Raw genomic sequence first — 19568 nt, 5'->3', positions numbered from 1 at the left:
TCCGGCCCGTTCTGCGGCCGGAATCAATCGGTAAGGTGTTCGCATGACTACCGGGGTACGCCGCAGAATGGGAGTCGAGGAGCGGCGGCAGCAGTTGATCGGCGTCGCCCTCGAACTGTTCAGCCGCCGCTCGCCCGACCAGGTCTCCATCGACGAGATAGCCTCGGCCGCGGGCATCTCGCGCCCGCTGGTCTACCACTACTTCCCCGGCAAACTCAGCCTCTACGAGGCGGCGTTGAAGCGAGCCGCGGACGATCTGGCGGCCCGCTTCGTGGAACCGCCGCAGGGGCCGCTGGCCGCGCGGCTGCTGCGGGTGATGGGCCGCTTCTTCGACTTCGTGGACGAGCACGGCCCCGGCTTCGCGGCCCTGATGCGCGGCGGCCCGGCGGTCGGGTCCTCGACGACGAACGCGCTCATCGACTCCGTACGGCAGGCGGCGTACGACCAGATCCTGTCGCACCTGGGCGTGACGGAGCCGCCCGCGCGCCTGGAGCTGGTGATCCGCTCGTGGATCTCGCTCGCCGAGTCGACGGCACTGATCTGGCTGGACGGCCGGCGTATCCCGCGCGCCGAGCTGGAGGCCCAGCTGGTGCACGACCTCGCCGCGCTCCTCGCCGTCAGCGCCGCCTACGACGAGGAGATGGGCGCCCTGCTGCGCCGCATCCTGACGGAAGAGCCGGCCGACGGCCCGTTCGCCGACCTGGTGGGCCGGCTCATCACCCTGGCGTCCTAGCCGTGCCTGAGGGAACGGAGGGCGGAAGGTCATGACGACGTGGGGTCTGGTCGTCGAGACGACCGTGGGCACCCGGGAGCGCAAGCACCAGGAGGCCCACGTGGTGGCGCACGTCACCGGGTCCCGTGCCGACGCGCTCGCGGAACTGGAGCAGCGGGCGCGGAACTACACGCCCGAGCACCCCTGGAGCCCCCGGCGCCGTCGGCTGCTGCGGACGGACGACGGCTTCCTGTTGGTCGTGGACGGCTCGTGGCAGTCGTTCGTCACCCGGTTCACGGTCGCGGAGCTGCTGTACGACTCCGACGCGCCCCCGGCCCCGGAGCCCGCGCCGGAGGCGCCGGCCGAGCCGGCCGCTCCGCCGAGGAGGCCGGGGGCACCACCGCGGGAGCCGGCGGACCGGCCGGTCGAGCGGTACCCGGACGGGGTGCCCGTGAAGCCGGCTTGGCTGGGCCGCGACGACCTGCCGTGAGCGCGGCCCGGGACCGGTGCCCCACGGGCTCCGGGACGGCGTTACCGGCTCTCGAACTTCCGGTACGACGGGTCCAGGTCCCGGACCTCGGCGGAGGCGTGCAGGGACAGCCCGGGGCCACCCGGCTTGACGTGCTGTCGCAGCAGTTCCAGGACCGCCTCGGTGAGGCGGGCCTTGGTCTCCTCGGTGCGGCCCGCGAGCAGCCCCAGGGTGACGTGCACGACCGCGTGCCCCTCGGTGTCCGGGCCGACCGTGGTGTCCTCGCCCCGGCGGAACTGCGTCTTGCACGCCGGCGGCTTCGCGCCGGCGATGTCGACGACGGCGGTGTGCAGGGCCCGGGCGAACGCGGGCCGGTCGAAGTCGTCCGCGAGCTCGGCGGAGTAGTCGACGGTGATCTGCGGCATGAGCCCTCCTGTTCGTGACTGCTCGTGACTGTTCGTGAACAGCAGGGCTCACCCTAACCGCAGTGGTCCGCCGGTCAGCCGGCCGCCGTGAACACGGCCACCGTCCGGGCCGGGACGGTGAACGTGCCGGTCTTCGCCGCGTACGAGGACTCCTTCACCACCTCGTCCGCACCCGCCGCCTGCACCGGGTGCAGCGCGTACGCCGTCCCGGCCAGTGCCTCGACCCGCTGTTCCCGGCGTTCCGGCGTGGCGTTGAAGACCACGACCAGGTCACCGAGGCGCATGGTGATCACGCCGGGCGTCTCGTCCTTCCCGGACAGCGGGAAGGAGAGCCGGGACTGCACCTGCGCGGCCGTGGCGAGGGAGAACGCCTGCTCGCTCGTACGGATCCTCAGCAGGTCCCGGTAGGCCGCCGCGGCGCCCTCGATCTGCGGGCAGCCGACCTGCACCGCACCCAGCAGGGGTTTCGCGTACGGCCACTTGTCCTCGTTGTCGGCGGCCATCGGCAGGCCACGGCCGAAGCCGTTGCCGGCGGCGCAGCTCCAGTGGATGGCGTTGAACCAGTCGCCGCTGTCGTAGGAGTTGCGGTCCAGCGACTTGGAGCGCAGCAGGTCGGTGCCCGCCTGGGAGAGCGCCGGGCCCTGCGAGAGGGCCGCCGTCGCCATGGCCAGGACCTGCATCCGCGCCCGGTCGTCCGCCGACGTCTCCTTCGGCAGCTTGAAGGCGAGCGCGTCGAACAGGGTCTCGTTGTCGTGCGCGTCGGCGTAGGCGAGGGCGTCGCCGGGCGCCTCGGCGTATCCGGCGGGCGAGCCGTTGTAGTCGACCTCGGAGCCCTTGACCTCCTTGCCGCTGGTGTCGGTGAAACGGTAGCCGGCGAGGTTGCCGGACAGCCCGACCTTGATCAGGTCCTGGTAGTGCAGCAGCCGGGCCTTCTGCTCGGCCGGGGTGCCGTTGGCCGCGGAGGAGTTGGGCTCGGTGTAGAGGCCGGAGGCGAAGCCCTGCACGCCCGGGTCGGCGTCGAAGGGGCCGCCGCCGCGCACGGCGTCGCGGGCGCGGTCGGAGAAGGTGGCGATGCCGGTGCCGGCCATGTTCCGCTGGGTGGCCTGCTCGAAGCGGGCGTCGTCGGCGACCTCGCCGAAGTTCCAGCCCTCCCCGTACAGGATGATCTTCTTGCCGTCGACGCCGTCCTTTTCCACCGTCAGCGCGTCGAGGGCCTTGCGGACGGCGAGCATGTTGGCCTTGGGGTGGTGGCCCATGAGGTCGAAGCGGAATCCGTCGACCTTGTACTGCTTGGCCCAGGTGACCACCGAGTCGACGACCAGCTTGCCCATCATGAGGTTCTCGGTGGCGGTGTTGGCGCAGCAGGTGCTGTTCGCCACCGAGCCGTCGGCCAGCAGCCGCTGGTAGTAGCCCGGCACGATCCGGTCCAGGACGCTCGTCCGCGCCTGGCCGCCGGCCGCCGTGTGGTTGTAGACCACGTCCATGACGACCCGCAGGCCGTCCTCGTTGAGCGCCTTGACCATCCTGCGGAACTCCACCGTACGGGCCGTGCCGTCCGGGTCGGTGGCGTAGGAGCCCTCGGGGACCGTGTAGTGGTACGGGTCGTAGCCCCAGTTGTAGGCGTCCTTCGCGGCGATCTTCCCGACGCACTCCTGCTGCTTGTCGGAGTCGGCGGGGAGCGCGGCGAGGTCGCAGTCGACGGTGGCCTGGTCCGACTTCCGCTCCGGGATGGTGGCGATGTCGAAGGCGGGCAGGAGGTGGACGTGCGAGGTGCCCGCCCGGGCCAGCTTCCGCAGGTGCTTCGAGCCGTCGCTGTCCTTGTCGGTGAAGGCCAGGTACGTGCCCCGGTGCTCCGCCGTCCGGTCGGCGACGGAGAAGTCGCGGATGTGCAGCTCCTGGATCTGGGCGTCCCTGAGCGGCACCGCCTCGGGCTTGTCGTACGTCGACCAGCCGCGCGGTGCGAGGGAGGAGTCGTCCAGGTCGACGACGAGGCTGCGCTCGGAGTCGGTGGTCAGGGCGACGGAGTACGGGTCGGTGACCCTGTTGGTGACGACCTCGCCGGCGTCGGGCGCCCAGACCCGCACGGCGTACCGGTAGGGCTTGCCCTTCCAGGAGCGCGGGCCGGTGACGGACCAGACGCCGGTGGTGTCGTTCCGCTTCATCCGGACCGTGCGGTCGCCGATCTCCAGGGCGACGCTCTGCGCGGTCGGCGCCCAGACGGCGAGGGTCGGCCGGCCGTGGCGGAAGGTCGGGCCGAGGCCGGCCTCGCCGGCGGCGGCGTACAGGTCGTCGAGCGCGCCCGCGATCTGCACACCGGTGGCCGCGAGGACGGCGCCGTTGGCGGCCCGCTGGGAGGCGACGACCTGGCCGCGCAGCGCCTCGGGCACCCGGTCGCGGTCGCGCGGGTCGACGGACCAGGCGGCGTAGTCCTTCAGATGCGGGAACGTCTTCTTCTGGGCGTCGGTGAGCGTGGTCCTCGTCAGGCGCAGCCAGTGCTCGTCGGTACCGGTCAGCGTGCCGTTCTCGACCGCGAGGGTGCCCCGGGGCGAGTAGACCAGCTGGGTGGAGGCGGCGTCGTCGGCGCCGTCCCAGGCGACGGTGTCGCGGTCGATCCAGACCGCCTTGGACGTGGTGAGGTCCAGGGCGGCGGCCGAACCGGCGGGCTGCGGCAGCAGGTACTTCTCCTGCCCGCTCAACAGCCACACCTCGTGCCCGTCGGCCCTGAGGTCCAGGGCCTGGTCGGTGGGCAGGTCCTTCTCGTCGCCCTTGTGGACGATGTAGCCGAGGCTGGTGGCACCCTCGGTGAGCGGAACCTCGAAGACCGCGCCATAGGAGTCAGTCTTCACCGGCATCAGCGGCTTCGCCCAGTCGGTGGGATTCGCGGCGCCCGACCAGACGTGCAGGCCCCAGCCGTCGTAGTTCCCGTCGGGGCGGTGGTAGTGCAGTACGGCCTTGCTGGTGTCCTGCGCCGGGTACTCGGGCCGTTCGGTCAGCAGTTCCTCCTTGCCCTGCTCGACCCACACCTCCCCGGTCTTCGTCACGTCGATGGTGCGGTCGGCGGCGACGTCCTTGTTGCCGTCCTTGTCGATCACCAGGAAGCCGACACTGGTGGCGCCGGGCTTGAGCTTGACGTGGGCGAAGGCGCCGTAGGCGTCCCGGCCGATGAACGGGTGGCTGTCCGGCCAGGTGGTGGACTCGCCGTCGGCCAGGTCGCCCCAGGCGTACAGGCCCCAGTCGTCGTAGTCCCCGTCGGCGCGCTTGTAGTGGACGATCGCGTGGTCGCGGGAGGAGGCGGTGGGGGGCTGTTCGGCGGGCGGGGTTCCGCTGCTGCTCGCCGCCGTCGCGCTCGCCGTGCGTCCGGCGGAGTCGACGACGACCGCCTTGTAGCGCAGGGCGGTGCCGGGCCGGGTGTCCTCGGCGATGGTGTGGGTGACCTTGTAGGGGGCGTGGTCGGCGGAGCCGAGGGTGCGCCACTTGCCGGTGCCGGTCTGGGCGGCGAAGACGACCCGGTTGAGCTGTCCGCCGTCGACGTCGGCGGTCAGCTCGACGGTGCCGGTGGCGCCGGGTCCGGGGGCGTCGAGGGTGATCGTCGGCTCGGTGGCGGGCTCGGGGAGGCGGCCGGTGGCCTTGAGCACGATGGCCGAGCCGGCCGGGACGGTGACGGTGATCTTCTTGTCGCCGTCGGTCCTCGCGCCGGCGTCGGTGCCGTAGATGCCGCGGAAGGTCATGTGCGCGGCGTCGGTCGCGAAGGTCGCCGTCCTGGACTCACCGGCGTTGTTGAAGGCGACGACGTACTGGGTGCCGTCGGTCCCGGTGCGGGTGACGGCGTAGACGCCGGCGCCGTCGGCCGCGTAGCGCTCGGTCTGCACGCCGTCGGCGAGGGCGGGGTGGGCCTTGCGGAGCTTGGCCAGGGCGGCGATCGACCGGTAGATCGGGGCCCGCTTGTCGTAGGCGTCCTCGGCGTGGGTGCGGTCGGTGCCGAGCTGGTCGTCGTCCAGGTAGTCGGCAGTACGGGAGGCGAACATCGGCTGGCGGGCGTCCTTGTCGCCGCCGGCGCCGGTGAAGCCCTGCTCGTCGCCGTAGTAGACGACGGGGTTGCCCCGGTTGAGGAACATCAGCTCGTTGGCGAGCCGTGCCTTCTTCAGCAGCTCGGCGTCACTCGCCTCCGGGGCGTCCTGCCGCAGGAAGTGCCCGATGCGGCCCATGTCGTGGTTGCCGAGGAAGGTGACCTGCTCATAGGCGTTGGCCCGGTCGGTCGTGTACTTCCAGTCGTCGCCGAAGACCGCCGCCAGCTTCTTGGCGCTGCCGCCCTGGGAGGCGTAGCCGCGCGCGGCGTCCTGGAAGGGGAAGTCCAGCGTGGAGTCCAGGCGGCCCTGGGTGACGTACGGCGAGGTGACGGAGGTGTCGGCGGAGTAGACCTCGCCGAACATGAAGAAGTCGTCCCGGCCCCGCTGCGCGGCGTACGCGTCCAGCGCGGTGGCCCACTGGGTCCAGAACTCCATGTTGACGTGCTTCACGGTGTCGATCCGGAAGCCGTCGATGTCGAAGTCCTTCACCCAGCGCTGGTAGATGCGCTCCATTCCCCGCACGACCTCGGGCCGCTCGGTCCACAGGTCGTCCAGGCCGGAGAAGTCGCCGTAGGTGGTGGATTCACCGGCCCAGGTGGAGTCGCCCCGGTTGTGGTACATCGCCGGGTCGTTGAGCCACCTCGGCACCTTGAGGTCCTTCTTGTCCGCGGGGACGACCGGGGTGCGCGGGAAGGAGCCGGCGCCGACGCGCGGGAAGCGGCGCGAGCCGTCCGCGTAGTCGGCGTCGTCGAAGGGCTCGCCGTCCTTCGTCAGGTAGGGGAAGGCGCCCTTGGACAGGTAGCCGTAGGACTTCTCCTCGTAGTCGACGACGTCGGCGGTGTGGTTGGTGATGACGTCGAAGAAGACCTTCATGCCCTTGTCGTGGGCCTTGTCGACGAGCTTCTCCAGGTCCGCGTTGGTGCCGAAGTGCGGGTCGACCTGGGTGAAGTCGGTGATCCAGTAGCCGTGGTAGCCGGCCGAGGCGTTCTCGCCCGTGCCCTGCACCGGCTGGTTCTTGAAGATGGGCGCCATCCAGATGGCGGTGGTGCCCATGTCCTTGATGTAGTCCAGCCGGTCGATCAGGCCCTTGAGGTCGCCGCCCTGGTAGAAGCCCTTGTCGGTGGGGTCGTACCCGGTGGTGAGGCGGGAGCCGGTGAGGCCGCCCTTGTCGTTGCGCCGGTCGCCGTTGGCGAAGCGGTCCGGCAGGACGAAGTAGAACTGCTCGCGGGTGAGGTCGTGGCGCGCGGCGGCCTTCGCCAGCTGCGCGTCGGACGGAGGCGGCGGCGGGGTGGCGGCCCGCGCCGCGAGGGGTGGCAGGAGGGTCGCCGCGAGCGCGGCGACCGTGAGGGCCGCGACCCGTGGTGCGGCGGCGGTTCGGCGCGTCCCGGGCGCCGGCCATCTCGGTATCACCGGTGTGAACTCCTTGCGATTGCGGCTCGTTCGGGTCCGACCCCGGCGAGACGGTAGCGTTGGCGCAAGACTTGCGGCAAGAGGCGTGAAAGCATCGGCAAGGAATTTCACGCCTCTCGCCCGGAGCCGGGGATCAGCAGCTCCGCTTGCCCACGTGCAGGGCGAGCGCCGTGTGGGCGCCCAGGGTCGCCGTGAACTGGCCCGAACCGTTCACGCTCACCGCCCTGTTGCTCTGCACGTCGCAGTACGTCCCGGCGGGCAGGGAGGTCTGGTAGGTGCGGGTCAGCGAGCCGGACTCGTGGTTGATGGCCACGTAGCCCTTGGCGCCGCGCCCGAAGGCGATGGCGTCGCCCCCGTTGTCCCACCAGTGGGTGACCGCCTCACCGCGGGTGGTGTTGCGGAAGGCGACCATGGACCTGATCTCCGGCCAGGCGTGCTGGCACTTCCAGCCGTCCTGCCAGCAGGCGTTCACCTGCCCGCCGTTCGGCGGACCGGCGTCGTGGTCCGACCACTCGTAGCCGGAGTTGACGTCGGGGGCGCCGTAGGGCCAGGCCAGCATGAAGACGTTGGCCAGGGTGTAGGTGGCGTTGTCCTTGTAGCTGAGGGTGGAGCCGTTGCGCTCGGTGTCGTGGTTGTCGACGAAGACCCCGGCGGAGGAGCTGCCCAGGTAGCCCCAGCCCTCGCCGTAGTTCTTCAGGTAGGCGAGGTTCTCGTTGCGGAAGACCCGCTTGAGGTCGTAGGCGTAGCGGAACTCCTGGACGTCGCCGGTGCCCGTGTACTCGCCCGGCTGCACGGCCTCGCCGGCGCCGTAGATGACCTCCTGCTTCCAGTAGACGCCCGGGTCGCTCAGCCGCGACTTGATGTCCGCGAGGTCCCCGGCCGGGATGTGCTTGGCCGCGTCGATGCGGAAGCCGTCGACGCCCAGGGAGAGCAGGTCGTTCAGGTACCCGGCGACGGTGCGGCGGACGTACTCCTCGCCGGTGTCGAGGTCGGCGAGGCCGACCAGTTCGCAGTGCTGGACGTTGTAGCGGTCCCGGTAGTCGGTGATCTCCGAGCGGCAGTCGTCGAAGTCGTGGGACGAGTACAGGCCCGGGTAGTCGTACTTCGTGTACGACGATCCGCCGGTGCCGGTGCCGTTGCCCGCCGACATGTGGTTGACCACGGCGTCGACGACGACCTTCACACCGGCGCCGTGGCAGGTGTCCACCATGTTCCTGAAGGCGGCCCGGTCCCCCAGCCGTCCGGCGATCTTGTAGCTGACCGGCTGGTACGAGGTCCACCACTGCCCGCCCTGTATGTGCTCCGCGGGCGGGGAGACCTGGACGTATCCGTACCCGGCCGGGCCGAGGGAGTTCGCGCACTCCCGGGCGACCGAGGCGTAGTTCCACTCGAAGAGGACGGCGGTGACGTCCTTGGCGCCGGGCGGGGAGGCCTGGGCGGACGTCGGGGTCATGACAAGGGCCGCGGCGAGGGCGGCGGCCCCGGAGAGGAATCTGCGTGCCATGTGGGGCTTCCTTCGTCATCGAAGGCTCTGTGGGGAAGCCGCAGGGTCGCCGAAACCCGCTGAATGCTCTTGCGGAAAGCTTTAGAAAACCTTGCGGTGACGCAGATGTTAAGGGCTCATCAACCGAAAGGGCAGCGGTCGGTGTGAAGTTGCTGCGAGAAGTTGCGTGCGCCCGCCGCGGGCCACGGGCCCTCGCTGCAAGCCGTCCGGGCGGGCAGGGCGAAAGGGCCCGCCGCTCCTCCGGGTGGAGGAGCGGCGGGCCCGGTGGCCGGCGGTCAGCCGGCCGCCGTCGTCCACCACACCGTCGTGTCGGCCGGCACCTTCGCCTCGCCGTCCGCCTCGGTCACCTCGCCGCTGGCCAGCAGCAGCCGCCCGTACGCGGGCAGCGCCACCGACTCGCCGGTGGTGTTGGCGACGCACACGAACTCCCCGCGCCGGAAGGCGAGGACGCCCTCGGGGGCGCGCAGCCACTCCACCGCGTCGCCCGCGCCCAGGTCGGGGTGGGTGCGGCGGGCGGCCAGCGCGGCGCGGTACAGCTCCAGCGTGGAGCCGGGGGCGCCGGTCTGCGCCTCGACGCTCAGCTCGCCCCAGCCCGTGGGCTGCGGCAGCCAGCTGCCGCCGTCGCCGAAGCCGTACGACGTCCCCGTGCGGGTCCACGGGATCGGCACCCGGCAGCCGTCGCGGAAGCCGTCCTGGCCGGCGCCGCGGAAGTACGCCGGGTCCTGGCGCACCTCGTCGGGCAGGTCGACGACGTCCGGCAGGCCCAGCTCCTCGCCCTGGTAGATGTAGGCGGAGCCGGGCAGCGCCAGCATGAGCAGGGTGGCCGCACGGGCCCGGCGCAGGCCCAGTCCGCGGTCGCCGGCCAGGCGGATCTGGGTGCCGAGGCCGGGCGGGTTGGCGAAGCGGGTGGCGTGCCGGGTGACGTCGTGGTTGGACAGCACCCAGGTGGCGGGGGCGCCGACCGGGCGCATCGCCTCCAGGGTGCGGTCGATGACCTCGCGCATCTCCTCGGCGTCCCAGTACGTGCTCAGGTACTGGAAGTTGAACGCCTGGTGCAGCTCGTCCGGGCGGACGTAGTTGGCGGTGCGCTCGACGGTCGGAGTCCAGGCCTCCGCCACGAAAATCCGCTCGCCCGAGTACTCGTCCAGGATGCGGCGCCACTGCCGGTAGATCTCGTGCACACCGTCCTGGTCGAAGAACGGCATGACATCGTTGCCCAGCAACTTGAGCTGCTCGTGGGATCCGAGGTCCGGCAGGCCCTCCGCCTTCACCAGACCGTGGGCGACGTCGATGCGGAAGCCGTCCACGCCCATGTCCAGCCAGAAGCGCAGGATCGAGCGGAACTCGTCGCCGACGGCCGGGTGCTCCCAGTTGAAGTCGGGCTGCTCGGGCGCGAACAGGTGCAGATACCACTCCCCCGGCGTGCCGTCCGGCTCGGTGACCCGGGTCCAGGCCGGCCCGCCGAAGATGGACTCCCAGTCGTTGGGCGGCAGTTCGCCGTTCTCCCCCTTGCCGGGGCGGAAGTGGTAGCGGTCGCGCAGCGGCGAGCCGGGGCCCTCGGCGAGCGCCCGCTTGAACCACTCGTGCTGGTCGGAGGAGTGGTTGGGAACCAGGTCGACGATGATGCGCAGGCCCAGTTCGTGGGCGTCGCGGATCAGCGCGTCGGCGTCGAGCAGGGTGCCGAACATGGGGTCGACGGCCCGGTAGTCGGCGACGTCGTAGCCGGCGTCGGCCTGCGGGGAGGCGTAGAAGGGGCTGAGCCACACGGCGTCCACGCCGAGGTCGCGCAGGTAGGGCAGGCGGGTGCGGACGCCGTCCAGGTCGCCCATGCCGTCGCCGTTGCCGTCGGCGAAGCTGCGCGGGTAGACCTGGTAGATCACCGCGTCGCGCCACCAGTCGCGGCGCCTGGCGACGGTCGCGACGGCGGATGCGGTCCGGGAGGTCGGGGTCGGGGCCGGGGCTGCGGAGTGCTGCTGGCTCATGTCGTCCTTGATGCGTGGCGGATATCGGTCAGGGAGGCGTGGGCGTGGCGAGGGGGTGAGGCGGCCAGCCGCGGCGCAGCGGGGTCGGATGGGCGCCGCGGCCGGACGTTTCCCGGGTCGGGCGTCAGCCCTTCGTGCCGCCCGCGGTGAGGCCGGTCACCAGGTTCTTCTGCACAAGGTAGAAGAACGCGGACACGGGTATCGCGATCAGCACGGCGGTGGCGGCCATCAGATGGCGCTGGGCGTCGTGCTCGCTGATGAAGCTCTGCAGACCGACGGCGAAGGTGTACTTGGTGTCGGACAGCATGAAGGTGGAGGCGAAGGCGACCTCGCCGAAGGCCGTGATGAAGCTGTAGAAGCCGGCCACCGCCAGGCCCGGCCGGGCCAGCGGCAGGATCAGCCGGAAGAAGGTGCCGAACGGCGTCAAACCGTCCACCCGGCCGGCCTCGTCGATCTCGAACGGGATGGTGTCGAAGTAGCCCTTGAGCAGCCAGGCGCAGTACGGCACCGCGGTCGAGCAGTAGACCAGGACCAGCCCGAGGTAGCTGTCGATGAGCTGGAGCCGGGACATGATCTGGTACATCGGCACGATCAGCACGGCGATGGGGAACATCTGCGTGAGCAGCAGGACCCACATCAGCTTCTTGTAGCCGGGGAAGCGCATCCGGGAGACGGCGTAGCCGGTGGTGGCCGCCACCATGACGCCGATGACCGTGGTGCCCAGCGAGACGATCAGCGAACTCTGCAGCCAGTGGAAGAAGTTGGTGTTCTCCAGGACGAAGACGTAGTTGTCGAACGTCATTTTCCCCCAGATGCCTCCGGGGCGCAGGTAGTCGTCCTTGTCCGGGCCGAGGGACAGGTAGACCAGCCAGGCGATGGGGAAGAGCGCGATCAGGCTCGCGCCCGCCAGGACGCCGTGCGAGGCGAGGGTGGCGACCGGGCTGGGCCGGCCGCGGCGGCGTTCCTTGCCGGGCGCGGTGGCGGGCGCGGGGCCCCGGTCCGCCGGCACGGACGCCTTGGTGACGGTGGGGGTGCTCATGGGGGCTCCTGCCTCAGATCGCGAGCTGCTGCTCATTGCGGTTCAGCCAGCGGCGGTAGAAGGAGGTGAAGACGATCAGGATGGCCAGCAGCAGCATGCCGTAGGCCGCGGACTGCGCGAACTCGCGCGGCTGCTGACCGAAGCCGAGCTGGTAGGCCCAGGTGACCAGGATCTGCGCGTCCGGGGCGGTGTCGCCGAACAGCAGGAAGATGATGGCGAACTGGTTGAAGGTCCAGATGATGCCGAGCAGGACGACGGTGGAGCTGACGGACCTCAGGCCGGGCAGGGTGACGTACCGGAACCGCTGCCAGGCGTTGGCGCCGTCCATCTCGGCGGCCTCGTAGAGCGAGGAGTCGATGGACTGCAGGCCGCCCAGGAGGGAGACCATCATGAACGGCACACCGCACCAGGTGTTCACCATGATCGCGGCGAACCGCTGCCAGAAGGTGTCCTCCAGCCACTGCGGCGTCGGCAGGTGCAGCGTTTCCAGCGCCGAGTTGATGATGCCGGAGTCGGCGAGCATGAAACGCCAGCCGAAGACGGTGACGAAGGTGGGCACGGCCCACGGCAGGATCAGGATCAGCCGGTAGAAGGTGCGGCCGCGCAGCTTCTGGTTGAGCAGCAGGGCCAGGCCCAGGCCGATCGAGTAGTGCAGGGCCACACAGGCGGCCGTCCACACGATCGTCCAGAGGAAGTGCGACCAGAAGCGCTCGTAGGCGGTCTCGCCCCACAGGATGCCGGCGTAGTTGTCCAGGCCGATGAACTTGTAGGTCGCCTCGATCTCGTTGGCGCCGATGGTGCGGGCGCTGTTGAGGCTGTCGGCATCGGTGAGGGTGAGGTAGAAGCCGTACGCCAGCGGGTACAGCACGAGGACGCCGAGCACGACGGCCACCGGCGCGATCATGGCGTAGGCGTACCAGTGGCGCTGGTATCCGTGCTTCAGGCGCCGGCCCAGTCCGGGCCGCGGGGTCTGGTCACCGCGGCGCCTGCCGGTCGCGCGGTCGATGGCGACTGTCATGGTTCGACAACCTTCTCGGGGAGCCTGCAGATCAGAGGGAACGGCGCGCAGGCCGGTGGCCGCCGGGCCCCCTCCCCGGTTCGGAGGGACCCGGCGGCCACACCGGCTCACTTGCTGAAGTCCGGCACCAGCTCGGCCATCGCGGTCTCGATGTCGCCCAGACCCTTGTCCAGGGACTTCTTGCCACTGGCGATCTGCGGCAGGTGGTCGTCCAGCGGGACCCACAGGGAGCTGTACTCGGGCAGGGCCGGGCGCGGCTGGGCGGCGGACAGGACGCCCTGGTAGCCGGCGATGCCCGGGTCGGCCTTGACCTCGGCGGTGTAGGCGTCGTCGCGGGTCGGCAGGGTGGAGTTCTGCAGGGCGATGGTCTCCTGGGACTTCGCCGAGGTCATGAACTTCACGAACTTCAGCGACGCCTCCTGGTGCGCCTTGTCCGAGCCGGCGTAGACCGAGAGGTTGTGGCCGCCGGTCGGGGCGCCCGCCTTGCCGGTGGAGCCGGCCGGGACGGTGGCGATGCCCAGGTTGTTCTTGTCCTTGAAGGCCGAGCCCTTGTAGAAGTTCGTGATCTCCCACGGGCCCTGGATGATCGAGGCGACCTTGCCGTTGACGAAGGCGTCCTGGATGTGGGCGTAGGCGTCGGCGGTGACGTCGGCCTTGTGCAGGCCCTTGCCCTCGAAGAGGCCCAGCCAGGTGCCGTACGCCTTCTTGGCCGCCGGCGAGTTGACGGTGATCTTCTTGGCCTCGACGTCGACCGTGTCGGTGCCCTCGCCGTGGAGGAACGGCTGCGCGTAGTAGCCGGCGGTGGAGCCCCAGTAGCCGTCGACGCCGGTCTTGTCCTTGATGGTGGCGGCGGCCTTCTTCAGGTCGTCCCAGGTCTTGGGGGCCTCGACGCCGGCCTTCTGGAACAGTTCCTTGTTGTAGACGAAGGCGAGGGTGTCGGTGACCAGGGGGACACCGTAGGTCTTGCCCTCGTACTCGGCCTGCTCGATCAGGTTGGGCTCGAACTCGTCCTGGTCGGCGAGGGCCTCGGTGCCGTCCAGCGGCAGGAAGAAGCCCTTCTTGGCGAAGGCGGGCGTCCAGCCGACCTCGGAGCGGAGGATGTCGGGGGCACCCTTGGAGCCGGCGGCGGTGTCGAACTTGTTCTGCGCCTGGTCGAAGGGGACGTTGACGTAGTTGACCTTGATGTCCTTGTTGGCCGCCTCGAACTCCTTGACCAGCGCCTTGTAGGTCGGCGCCTCGTTGGTCGCGTTGGAGGTGTCCCACCAGGTGATGGTGACCGGCCCGCCGGACTCGCTGTCGCTTCCGCCGTCCCCGCCGCACGCCGTCGCCGCGAGGGCGAGGGACGCAACGAGCGCGGTGGCCGCTATGCCACGCCGCATGAGTTCTCCTTGAGGGTGAAAGCCCGTGTGGTGCGGGAAGGGTCCCGTCCGCTCCCGCCGTCTTGCCGACTGCGCCGTTGCGGCCGCCGGGCGTCGGTGAGATTAGCCCTGCTCGGCCGCCCGGCGAAAGACCTTGCAGCAAAATTGTGCAAGGACTTCCGACAGTTACCTCGCCGTGACCCACTTCCTCTCGTGACGGGACCGCCGTAGATCGATATTGAGCCGGTGTTTCCGCCCGTACGGCAGGGACTCGGTCACTTGTGCAAGACTCTGCAAGGACTTGCCAAACGTTTCGACAGGGGATCGCGATGACGCAACAGCCCGCAGCGGCCCGTGCCACGGCCCGCACCCGGCGTCCCGTCGGTGTGCAAGGCGTCAAGCGGCCGGTACAGTCCACCCCTGTGACCACACGGCTTGCCGACATCGCCGTCCAGGCGGGGGTGAGCGAAGCGACCGTCAGCCGCGTCCTCAACGGGAAGCCGGGCGTCGCCGCCACCACCCGCCAGTCCGTGCTGGCCGCACTCGACGTGCTCGGCTACGAGCGCCCGGTGCGGCTGCGGCAGCGCAGTGAGGGCCTGGTGGGCCTGATCACCCCGGAGCTGGAGAACCCGATATTCCCGGCCCTGGCGCAGGTCATCGGCCAGGCGCTGACCCGGCAGGGCTACACCCCGGTGCTGGCCACCCAGACGCCGGGCGGCTCCACCGAGGACGAGCTGACCGAGATGCTGGTGGACCGCGGGGTCGCCGGGATCATCTACGTCTCCGGGCTGCACGCCGACACCACCGCCGACATGCAGCGCTACGAGCGGCTGCGCGCGCAGGGCGTGCCGTTCGTCCTGGTGGACGGGTTCTCGCCGAAGGTCCAGGCGCCGTTCATCTCCCCCGACGACCGGGCCGCGATGAGCCTCGCGGTCACGCACCTGGTCTCCCTCGGCCACACCCGCATCGGGCTGGCCCTCGGCCCGAAGCGGTTCGTCCCGGTGCAGCGCAAGATCGAGGGCTTCGTGCGCACCGTGCAGGATCAGCTGGGCCTGAACGCGCAGACGGTCGAGTCCGAGCTGGTGCAGCACTCCCTGTACACCCTGGAGGGCGGCCAGGCGGCGGCCACCGCGCTCATCGAGCGGGACTGCACGGCGGTGGTGTGCGCCAGCGACATGATGGCGCTGGGCGCGATAAGGGCGGCGCGGCAGCACGGCCTGGAGGTGCCCCGGGACATCTCGGTGGTCGGCTTCGACGACTCCCCGCTGATCGCCTTCACCGACCCGCCGCTGACGACCGTCCGCAAGCCGGTCCCGGCGATGGGGCAGGCGGCGGTGCGCACACTGCTGGAGGAGATCGGCGGCACCCCGGCCCCGCACAGCGAGTTCGTGTTCATGCCGGAGCTGGTGGTGCGCGGCTCGACGGCGTCGGCGCCGGGTGACCGCGGCCGCGCCTGAATCACCCTGAATCGTCCTCAAGTCGGAGAGCCGGCACGGATCGCCGTGCGGCGGTAGGACGACCCGGGCCTCCGGACGGTGTAGAACATGCGTCCAGAACCCGACGGGGGGATGATCGGTGGGGGAGAGCTTTTCTGGCAGACTCTGTGCCCATGGGTGACACGACCGTGACGACGACGGAAGGCCGGGAAGCGGCCGGTCCACACTCCGTCGCGGCCCGGACGGAGCAGGAGCAGGAGTCCCCGCACCCGCTGCGCCGGCTGCGCACCGCCCGCCGGCCCCGGCTGTGGTTCGAGATCCTGCTGATCGCGGTGAGTTACTGGACGTACTCGCTCATCCGTAACGCCGTACCCGAGCAGCGCACGCAGGCGCTGCGCAACGCCGACTGGATCTGGAAGGCCGAGCAGCAGCTCGGCATCGCCGTCGAGCAGTCGATCAATCACGCCGTGAACTCGGTGACTTGGCTCATCGTCGGCATGAACTACTACTACGCGACCCTGCACTTCGTCGTCACCCTGGGTGTTCTGGTGTGGCTGTACCGCAGCCACCCCGGCCGCTACGCGGCGACCCGGCTGGTGCTGTTCTCCACCACCGGCATCGCCCTGGTCGGTTACTACCTGTATCCGCTCGCCCCGCCCCGGCTGATGAACGGCGGCCACTTCGTGGACACGGTGATGGTCCACCAGACCTGGGGCTCGATGGCGTCCGGCGACCTGAAGAACATGTCCAACCAGTACGCGGCGATGCCGTCCATGCACATCGGCTGGTCGGTGTGGTGCGGGCTGACGATCTTCGCCCTGGCCACCGTCCCCTGGGTCCGTGTCCTGGGCCTGGTCTACCCGGCGCTCACGCTGGTGGTGATCGTCGCGACGGCCAACCACTTCTGGCTGGACGCGGTCGGCGGCGTGCTGTGCCTGGCCTTCGGCTACACGCTGGCCCGGGTCTGGTACGGCGCCCTGCCGTACCGGCTGCCGCGGCTGGTCCCGGCCCGGAGCGGACCACTGCTGCCGTCCCGGGCCCAGGGCCCGTCCGCGAAGTCCCGCCGGCCCCGCGGGGCCGGTCACCCGTCGTAGAACAGCTCCTCCACCACGCCCCGGGCCCGCCGGGCCGTACGCCGGTAGGCGTCCAGCATGTCGCCCGCCCGCCCGGGCCCGTACCCCAGGTACCTGCCGACCGCCGCCAGCTCCCGGCTCTCGGACGGGAACGTGTCCCCGGCCCGGCCCCTCACCAGCATCACCGCGTTGCGCACCCGTGTCGCCAGCACCCAGGCCTCGTCCAGGATCCCGGCGTGCTCCTCGGTCAGCAACCCGGCCTCACGGGCCGCCGCCAGCGCCTCCCGCGTGCGCGTGGTGCGCAGCCCCGCCACTTCGCGCCCGTGCCGCAGCTGCAGCAACTGCACCGTCCACTCGACGTCGGACAGCCCGCCCGGCCCCAGCTTGGCGTGCAGCTTGGGGTCGGCGCCGCGCGGCATCCGCTCGGACTCCATCCGGGCCTTCAGCCGCCGGATCTCCCGCACCGCGTCGTCCGCGAGCCCGCCGGCCGGGTACCGCAGCGGATCGACCAGCTCGATGAACCGGCGGCCCAGATCCTCGTCGCCGGCCACGAACTCGGCGCGCAGCAGCGCGTGCGACTCCCACGTCAGCGACCAGCGCCGGTAGTACGCCGCGTACGACTTCAGGGTCCGCACCAGCGGCCCGGACTTGCCCTCGGGGCGCAGATCGGCGTCGACGATCAGCGGCGGATCGGCGCTCGGCAGTTGCAGCAGCCGTCGCATCTCGGAGACGACCCTGTTGGCGGCGTCCCCGGCCTCCCGCTCGTCGACCCCGTCCCTGGGCTCGTGCACGAACAGCACGTCCGCGTCCGAGCCGTAGCCCAGCTCGTGCCCGCCGAAGCGCCCCATGCCGATGACGGCGAACCGGGTCGGCAGCACGTCCCCCCAGCCCTCCCGGACCACGGCCCGCAACGTCCCCGCGAGCGTCGCCGCCGTCAGGTCCGACACGGCACCGCCCACCCGGTCCACCAGTGCGCCCTGGTCGGCCTCGGCGGGCTGGGTCTCGGTGCCGTAGGAGCCGACGATGTCGGCGGCGGCGGTACGGAACAGTTCCCGCCGCCGCACCCCGCGCGCGGCCGTGACCGCCTGCACGGCCCCGTCCGCGCGCCGTACCGCCGCGAGGATCTCCTGCTCCAGCTGGGTCCGTCCGCGCGGCGCAAGTCCCCCGCCGTCGCCGTCGCCGAGCAGCGCCACCGCCTCCGGCGCCCGCATCAGCAGATCCGGCGCGAGCCGGCCGGCGGACAGCACCCGGGCGAGGTTCTCGGCCGCCGCGCCCTCGTCCCGCAGCAGCCGCAGGTACCAGGGCGTCGTGCCCAGCGCGTCCGACACCTTCCGGAAGTTGAGCAGCCCGGCGTCCGGGTCGGCCGAGTCCGCGAACCACCCCAGCAGCACCGGCAGCAGCGTCCGCTGGATCGCGGCCTTCCGGCTGACCCCGGAGGCCAGCGCCTCCAGATGCCGCAGCGCGGCGGCCGGGTCGGCGTACCCGAGCGCGACCAGCCGTTCCCGGGCGGCCTCGGCGCTCAGCCGGGCCTCACCGGGGGCGAGCTGGGCGACGGCGTCGAGCAGCGGCCGGTAGAACAGCTTCTCGTGCAGCCGGCGCACCACGGAGGCGTGCCGCCGCCACTCCCGCAGCAGCGTGGCGGCCGGATCGGTGCGCAGCCCCAGCGACCGCCCGAGCCGCCGCAGGTCGGTGTCCTCCTCGGGCACCAGATGAGTGCGCCGCAGCCGGTGCAGCTGGATCCGGTGCTCCATGGACCGCAGGAACCGGTAGGCCTCGTCGAGCTGGGCGGCGTCCACCCGCCCCACGTACCCGCCCGCGGCCAGCGCCTTCAGTGCGTCCAGCGTGGTCCCGCTGCGCAGCGAGGCATCCGCCCGGCCGTGCACGAGCTGGAGCAGCTGCACGGCGAACTCGACGTCACGCAGGCCGCCCGGCCCCAGCTTCAGCTGCCGGTCGACCTCGGCGGCGGGGATGGTCTCCACCACCCTGCGGCGCATCTTCTGCACGTCGGCGACGAAGTTCTCCCGCTCGGCGGCCTGCCACACCAGGGGCTGGAGCGCCGCCGCATAGGCGTCCCCGAGACCGGCGTCACCGGCCACCGGACGCGCCTTGAGCAGCGCCTGGAACTCCCAGGTCTTCGCCCAGCGCTGGTAGTACGCCAGGTGGCTGCTGAGCGTGCGCACCAGCGGACCGTTGCGTCCCTCGGGCCGCAGGTTGGCGTCGACCGGCCAGATGGACCCCTCGACGGTCGTCTCGGAGCAGATCCGCATCATGTGCGAGGCGAGCCGGGTGGCGGCCCGCAGGGCCTTGGCCTCGTCCGCCCCGTCGACGGCCTCCCCGACGAAGATGACGTCCACGTCGGAGACGTAGTTCAGCTCGTTGCCACCGCACTTGCCCATGGCGATCACGGCCAGCCGGCAGACGGAAACGTCCTCCGGTGCCGCCTGCTCGGCCAGCCCGAGAGCGGCCCGCAGCGTCGCCGTGGCCAGATCGGCCAGCTCGGCGGCGGTCTCGACGACGTCGATGGTGCCGCACACGTCGCGGGCGGCGATGGACAGCAGACACCGCCGGTAGGCGACGCGCAGCGAGACGGGGTCGGCCGCCTCGGCGAGCCCGCGCTCGAACTCCGCCACCCCGCGGTGCAGGTCCTCCGGCTCGTAGGTGACGAGGGCCCGCCAGTCCCCCGCGTGCCGGGCGAGGTGGTCACCGAGCGCCTCGGAGGCGCCGAGCACACCCAGCAGACGGTCCCGCAGGGGCTTGGCCGCTATCAGCGTGTCGAGCAGTTCACGCCGGTCCGTGGGCCCCTGCTGCGCCTCCAGCAGCCGCACGATCCCGCGCAGGGCGAGGTCGGGGTCGGCGGTGGCGCCGAGCGCCTCCAGCAGCACCGGGTCGTTGCGGACCTCCGCCAGCTCCACGCCGTCCAGCAGCCGCTCGGCGGCCGCGGGGTCGGTGAAGCCGTGCCGCAGCAGTCGCGTGAAGGTACTGCTCCTGCGCCCCGGCGCCGTCATCCCCGGCCTCCCGTCGGATCAAGGTCGTCCTGGGCCAGAGCCTAACCGGCCGGGCCGCGCGAGGCGCCGA

Annotated in this window: 12 protein-coding genes; 4 read left to right on the top strand and 8 right to left on the bottom strand. The window is 71.2% G+C overall.

The window, feature by feature from the left end; translation table 11 throughout:
* The first annotated feature begins 43 nt into the window (after positions 1-43).
* Both ACLGIH_RS24575 and ACLGIH_RS24570 read left to right on the top strand, forming a co-directional pair.
* Complete coding sequence (locus ACLGIH_RS24575) at positions 44-733, top strand: TetR/AcrR family transcriptional regulator (protein ID WP_416527446.1); 690 nt, start codon at positions 44-46, stop codon at positions 731-733.
* Positions 734-764: 31 nt separating this feature from the next.
* Positions 765-1202, top strand: a complete 438-nt coding sequence (locus ACLGIH_RS24570; RefSeq protein WP_416527445.1) for a hypothetical protein — start codon at positions 765-767, stop codon at positions 1200-1202.
* Positions 1203-1243: 41 nt separating this feature from the next.
* Here ACLGIH_RS24570 and ACLGIH_RS24565 read toward each other — a convergent pair whose 3' ends face one another.
* The 7 genes from ACLGIH_RS24565 to ACLGIH_RS24535 all read right to left on the bottom strand — a co-directional run bounded on the left by ACLGIH_RS24565 (position 1244) and on the right by ACLGIH_RS24535 (position 14005).
* On the bottom strand, positions 1244-1606 hold the full coding sequence (locus ACLGIH_RS24565) for a 5-carboxymethyl-2-hydroxymuconate Delta-isomerase (RefSeq protein WP_416527444.1): 363 nt from the start codon (positions 1604-1606) through the stop codon (positions 1244-1246).
* A 74-nt stretch (positions 1607-1680) separates the two neighbouring features.
* On the bottom strand, positions 1681-7083 hold the full coding sequence (gene pulA / locus ACLGIH_RS24560; protein ID WP_416527443.1) for a pullulanase-type alpha-1,6-glucosidase: 5403 nt from the start codon (positions 7081-7083) through the stop codon (positions 1681-1683).
* A gap of 133 nt (positions 7084-7216) precedes the next feature.
* On the bottom strand, positions 7217-8587 hold the full coding sequence (locus ACLGIH_RS24555) for an alpha-amylase (RefSeq protein WP_416527442.1): 1371 nt from the start codon (positions 8585-8587) through the stop codon (positions 7217-7219).
* A 275-nt stretch (positions 8588-8862) separates the two neighbouring features.
* The gene (locus ACLGIH_RS24550) at positions 8863-10569 is read right to left on the bottom strand and encodes a glycoside hydrolase family 13 protein (protein ID WP_416527441.1); all 1707 of its coding nucleotides are present in this window, start codon (positions 10567-10569) and stop codon (positions 8863-8865) included.
* 124 nt (positions 10570-10693) lie between these two features.
* Positions 10694-11608: a sugar ABC transporter permease gene (locus ACLGIH_RS24545; RefSeq protein ID WP_416527440.1), complete on the bottom strand. Its 915-nt coding sequence runs from the start codon at positions 11606-11608 to the stop codon at positions 10694-10696.
* A 13-nt stretch (positions 11609-11621) separates the two neighbouring features.
* Entirely contained in the window at positions 11622-12626 is a 1005-nt protein-coding gene (locus ACLGIH_RS24540) for a carbohydrate ABC transporter permease (protein ID WP_416527439.1), read from the bottom strand.
* A 107-nt stretch (positions 12627-12733) separates the two neighbouring features.
* Positions 12734-14005 (bottom strand): extracellular solute-binding protein, encoded by a 1272-nt coding sequence (locus tag ACLGIH_RS24535; RefSeq protein WP_416527438.1) that lies wholly within the window; start codon positions 14003-14005, stop codon positions 12734-12736.
* Between the two features lie 401 nt (positions 14006-14406).
* Between ACLGIH_RS24535 and ACLGIH_RS24530 the strand changes: the two genes are divergently transcribed.
* Both ACLGIH_RS24530 and ACLGIH_RS24525 read left to right on the top strand, forming a co-directional pair.
* Entirely contained in the window at positions 14407-15441 is a 1035-nt protein-coding gene (locus ACLGIH_RS24530; protein WP_416527437.1) for a LacI family DNA-binding transcriptional regulator, read from the top strand.
* Positions 15442-15593: 152 nt separating this feature from the next.
* Positions 15594-16514: a phosphatase PAP2 family protein gene (locus ACLGIH_RS24525; RefSeq protein WP_416527436.1), complete on the top strand. Its 921-nt coding sequence runs from the start codon at positions 15594-15596 to the stop codon at positions 16512-16514.
* On the opposite strand, the gene ACLGIH_RS24520 is transcribed toward ACLGIH_RS24525, so the two are convergent.
* The gene (locus tag ACLGIH_RS24520; RefSeq protein WP_416527435.1) at positions 16502-19498 is read right to left on the bottom strand and encodes a bifunctional [glutamine synthetase] adenylyltransferase/[glutamine synthetase]-adenylyl-L-tyrosine phosphorylase; all 2997 of its coding nucleotides are present in this window, start codon (positions 19496-19498) and stop codon (positions 16502-16504) included. The genes ACLGIH_RS24525 and ACLGIH_RS24520 overlap by 13 nt on opposite strands.
* Positions 19499-19568: the final 70 nt, after the last annotated feature.

Source organism: Streptomyces hamibioticus, from assembly GCF_047946815.1.
Lineage (GTDB): Bacteria > Actinomycetota > Actinomycetes > Streptomycetales > Streptomycetaceae > Streptomyces.
This window is presented reverse-complemented; position numbering and strand designations above follow the sequence as displayed.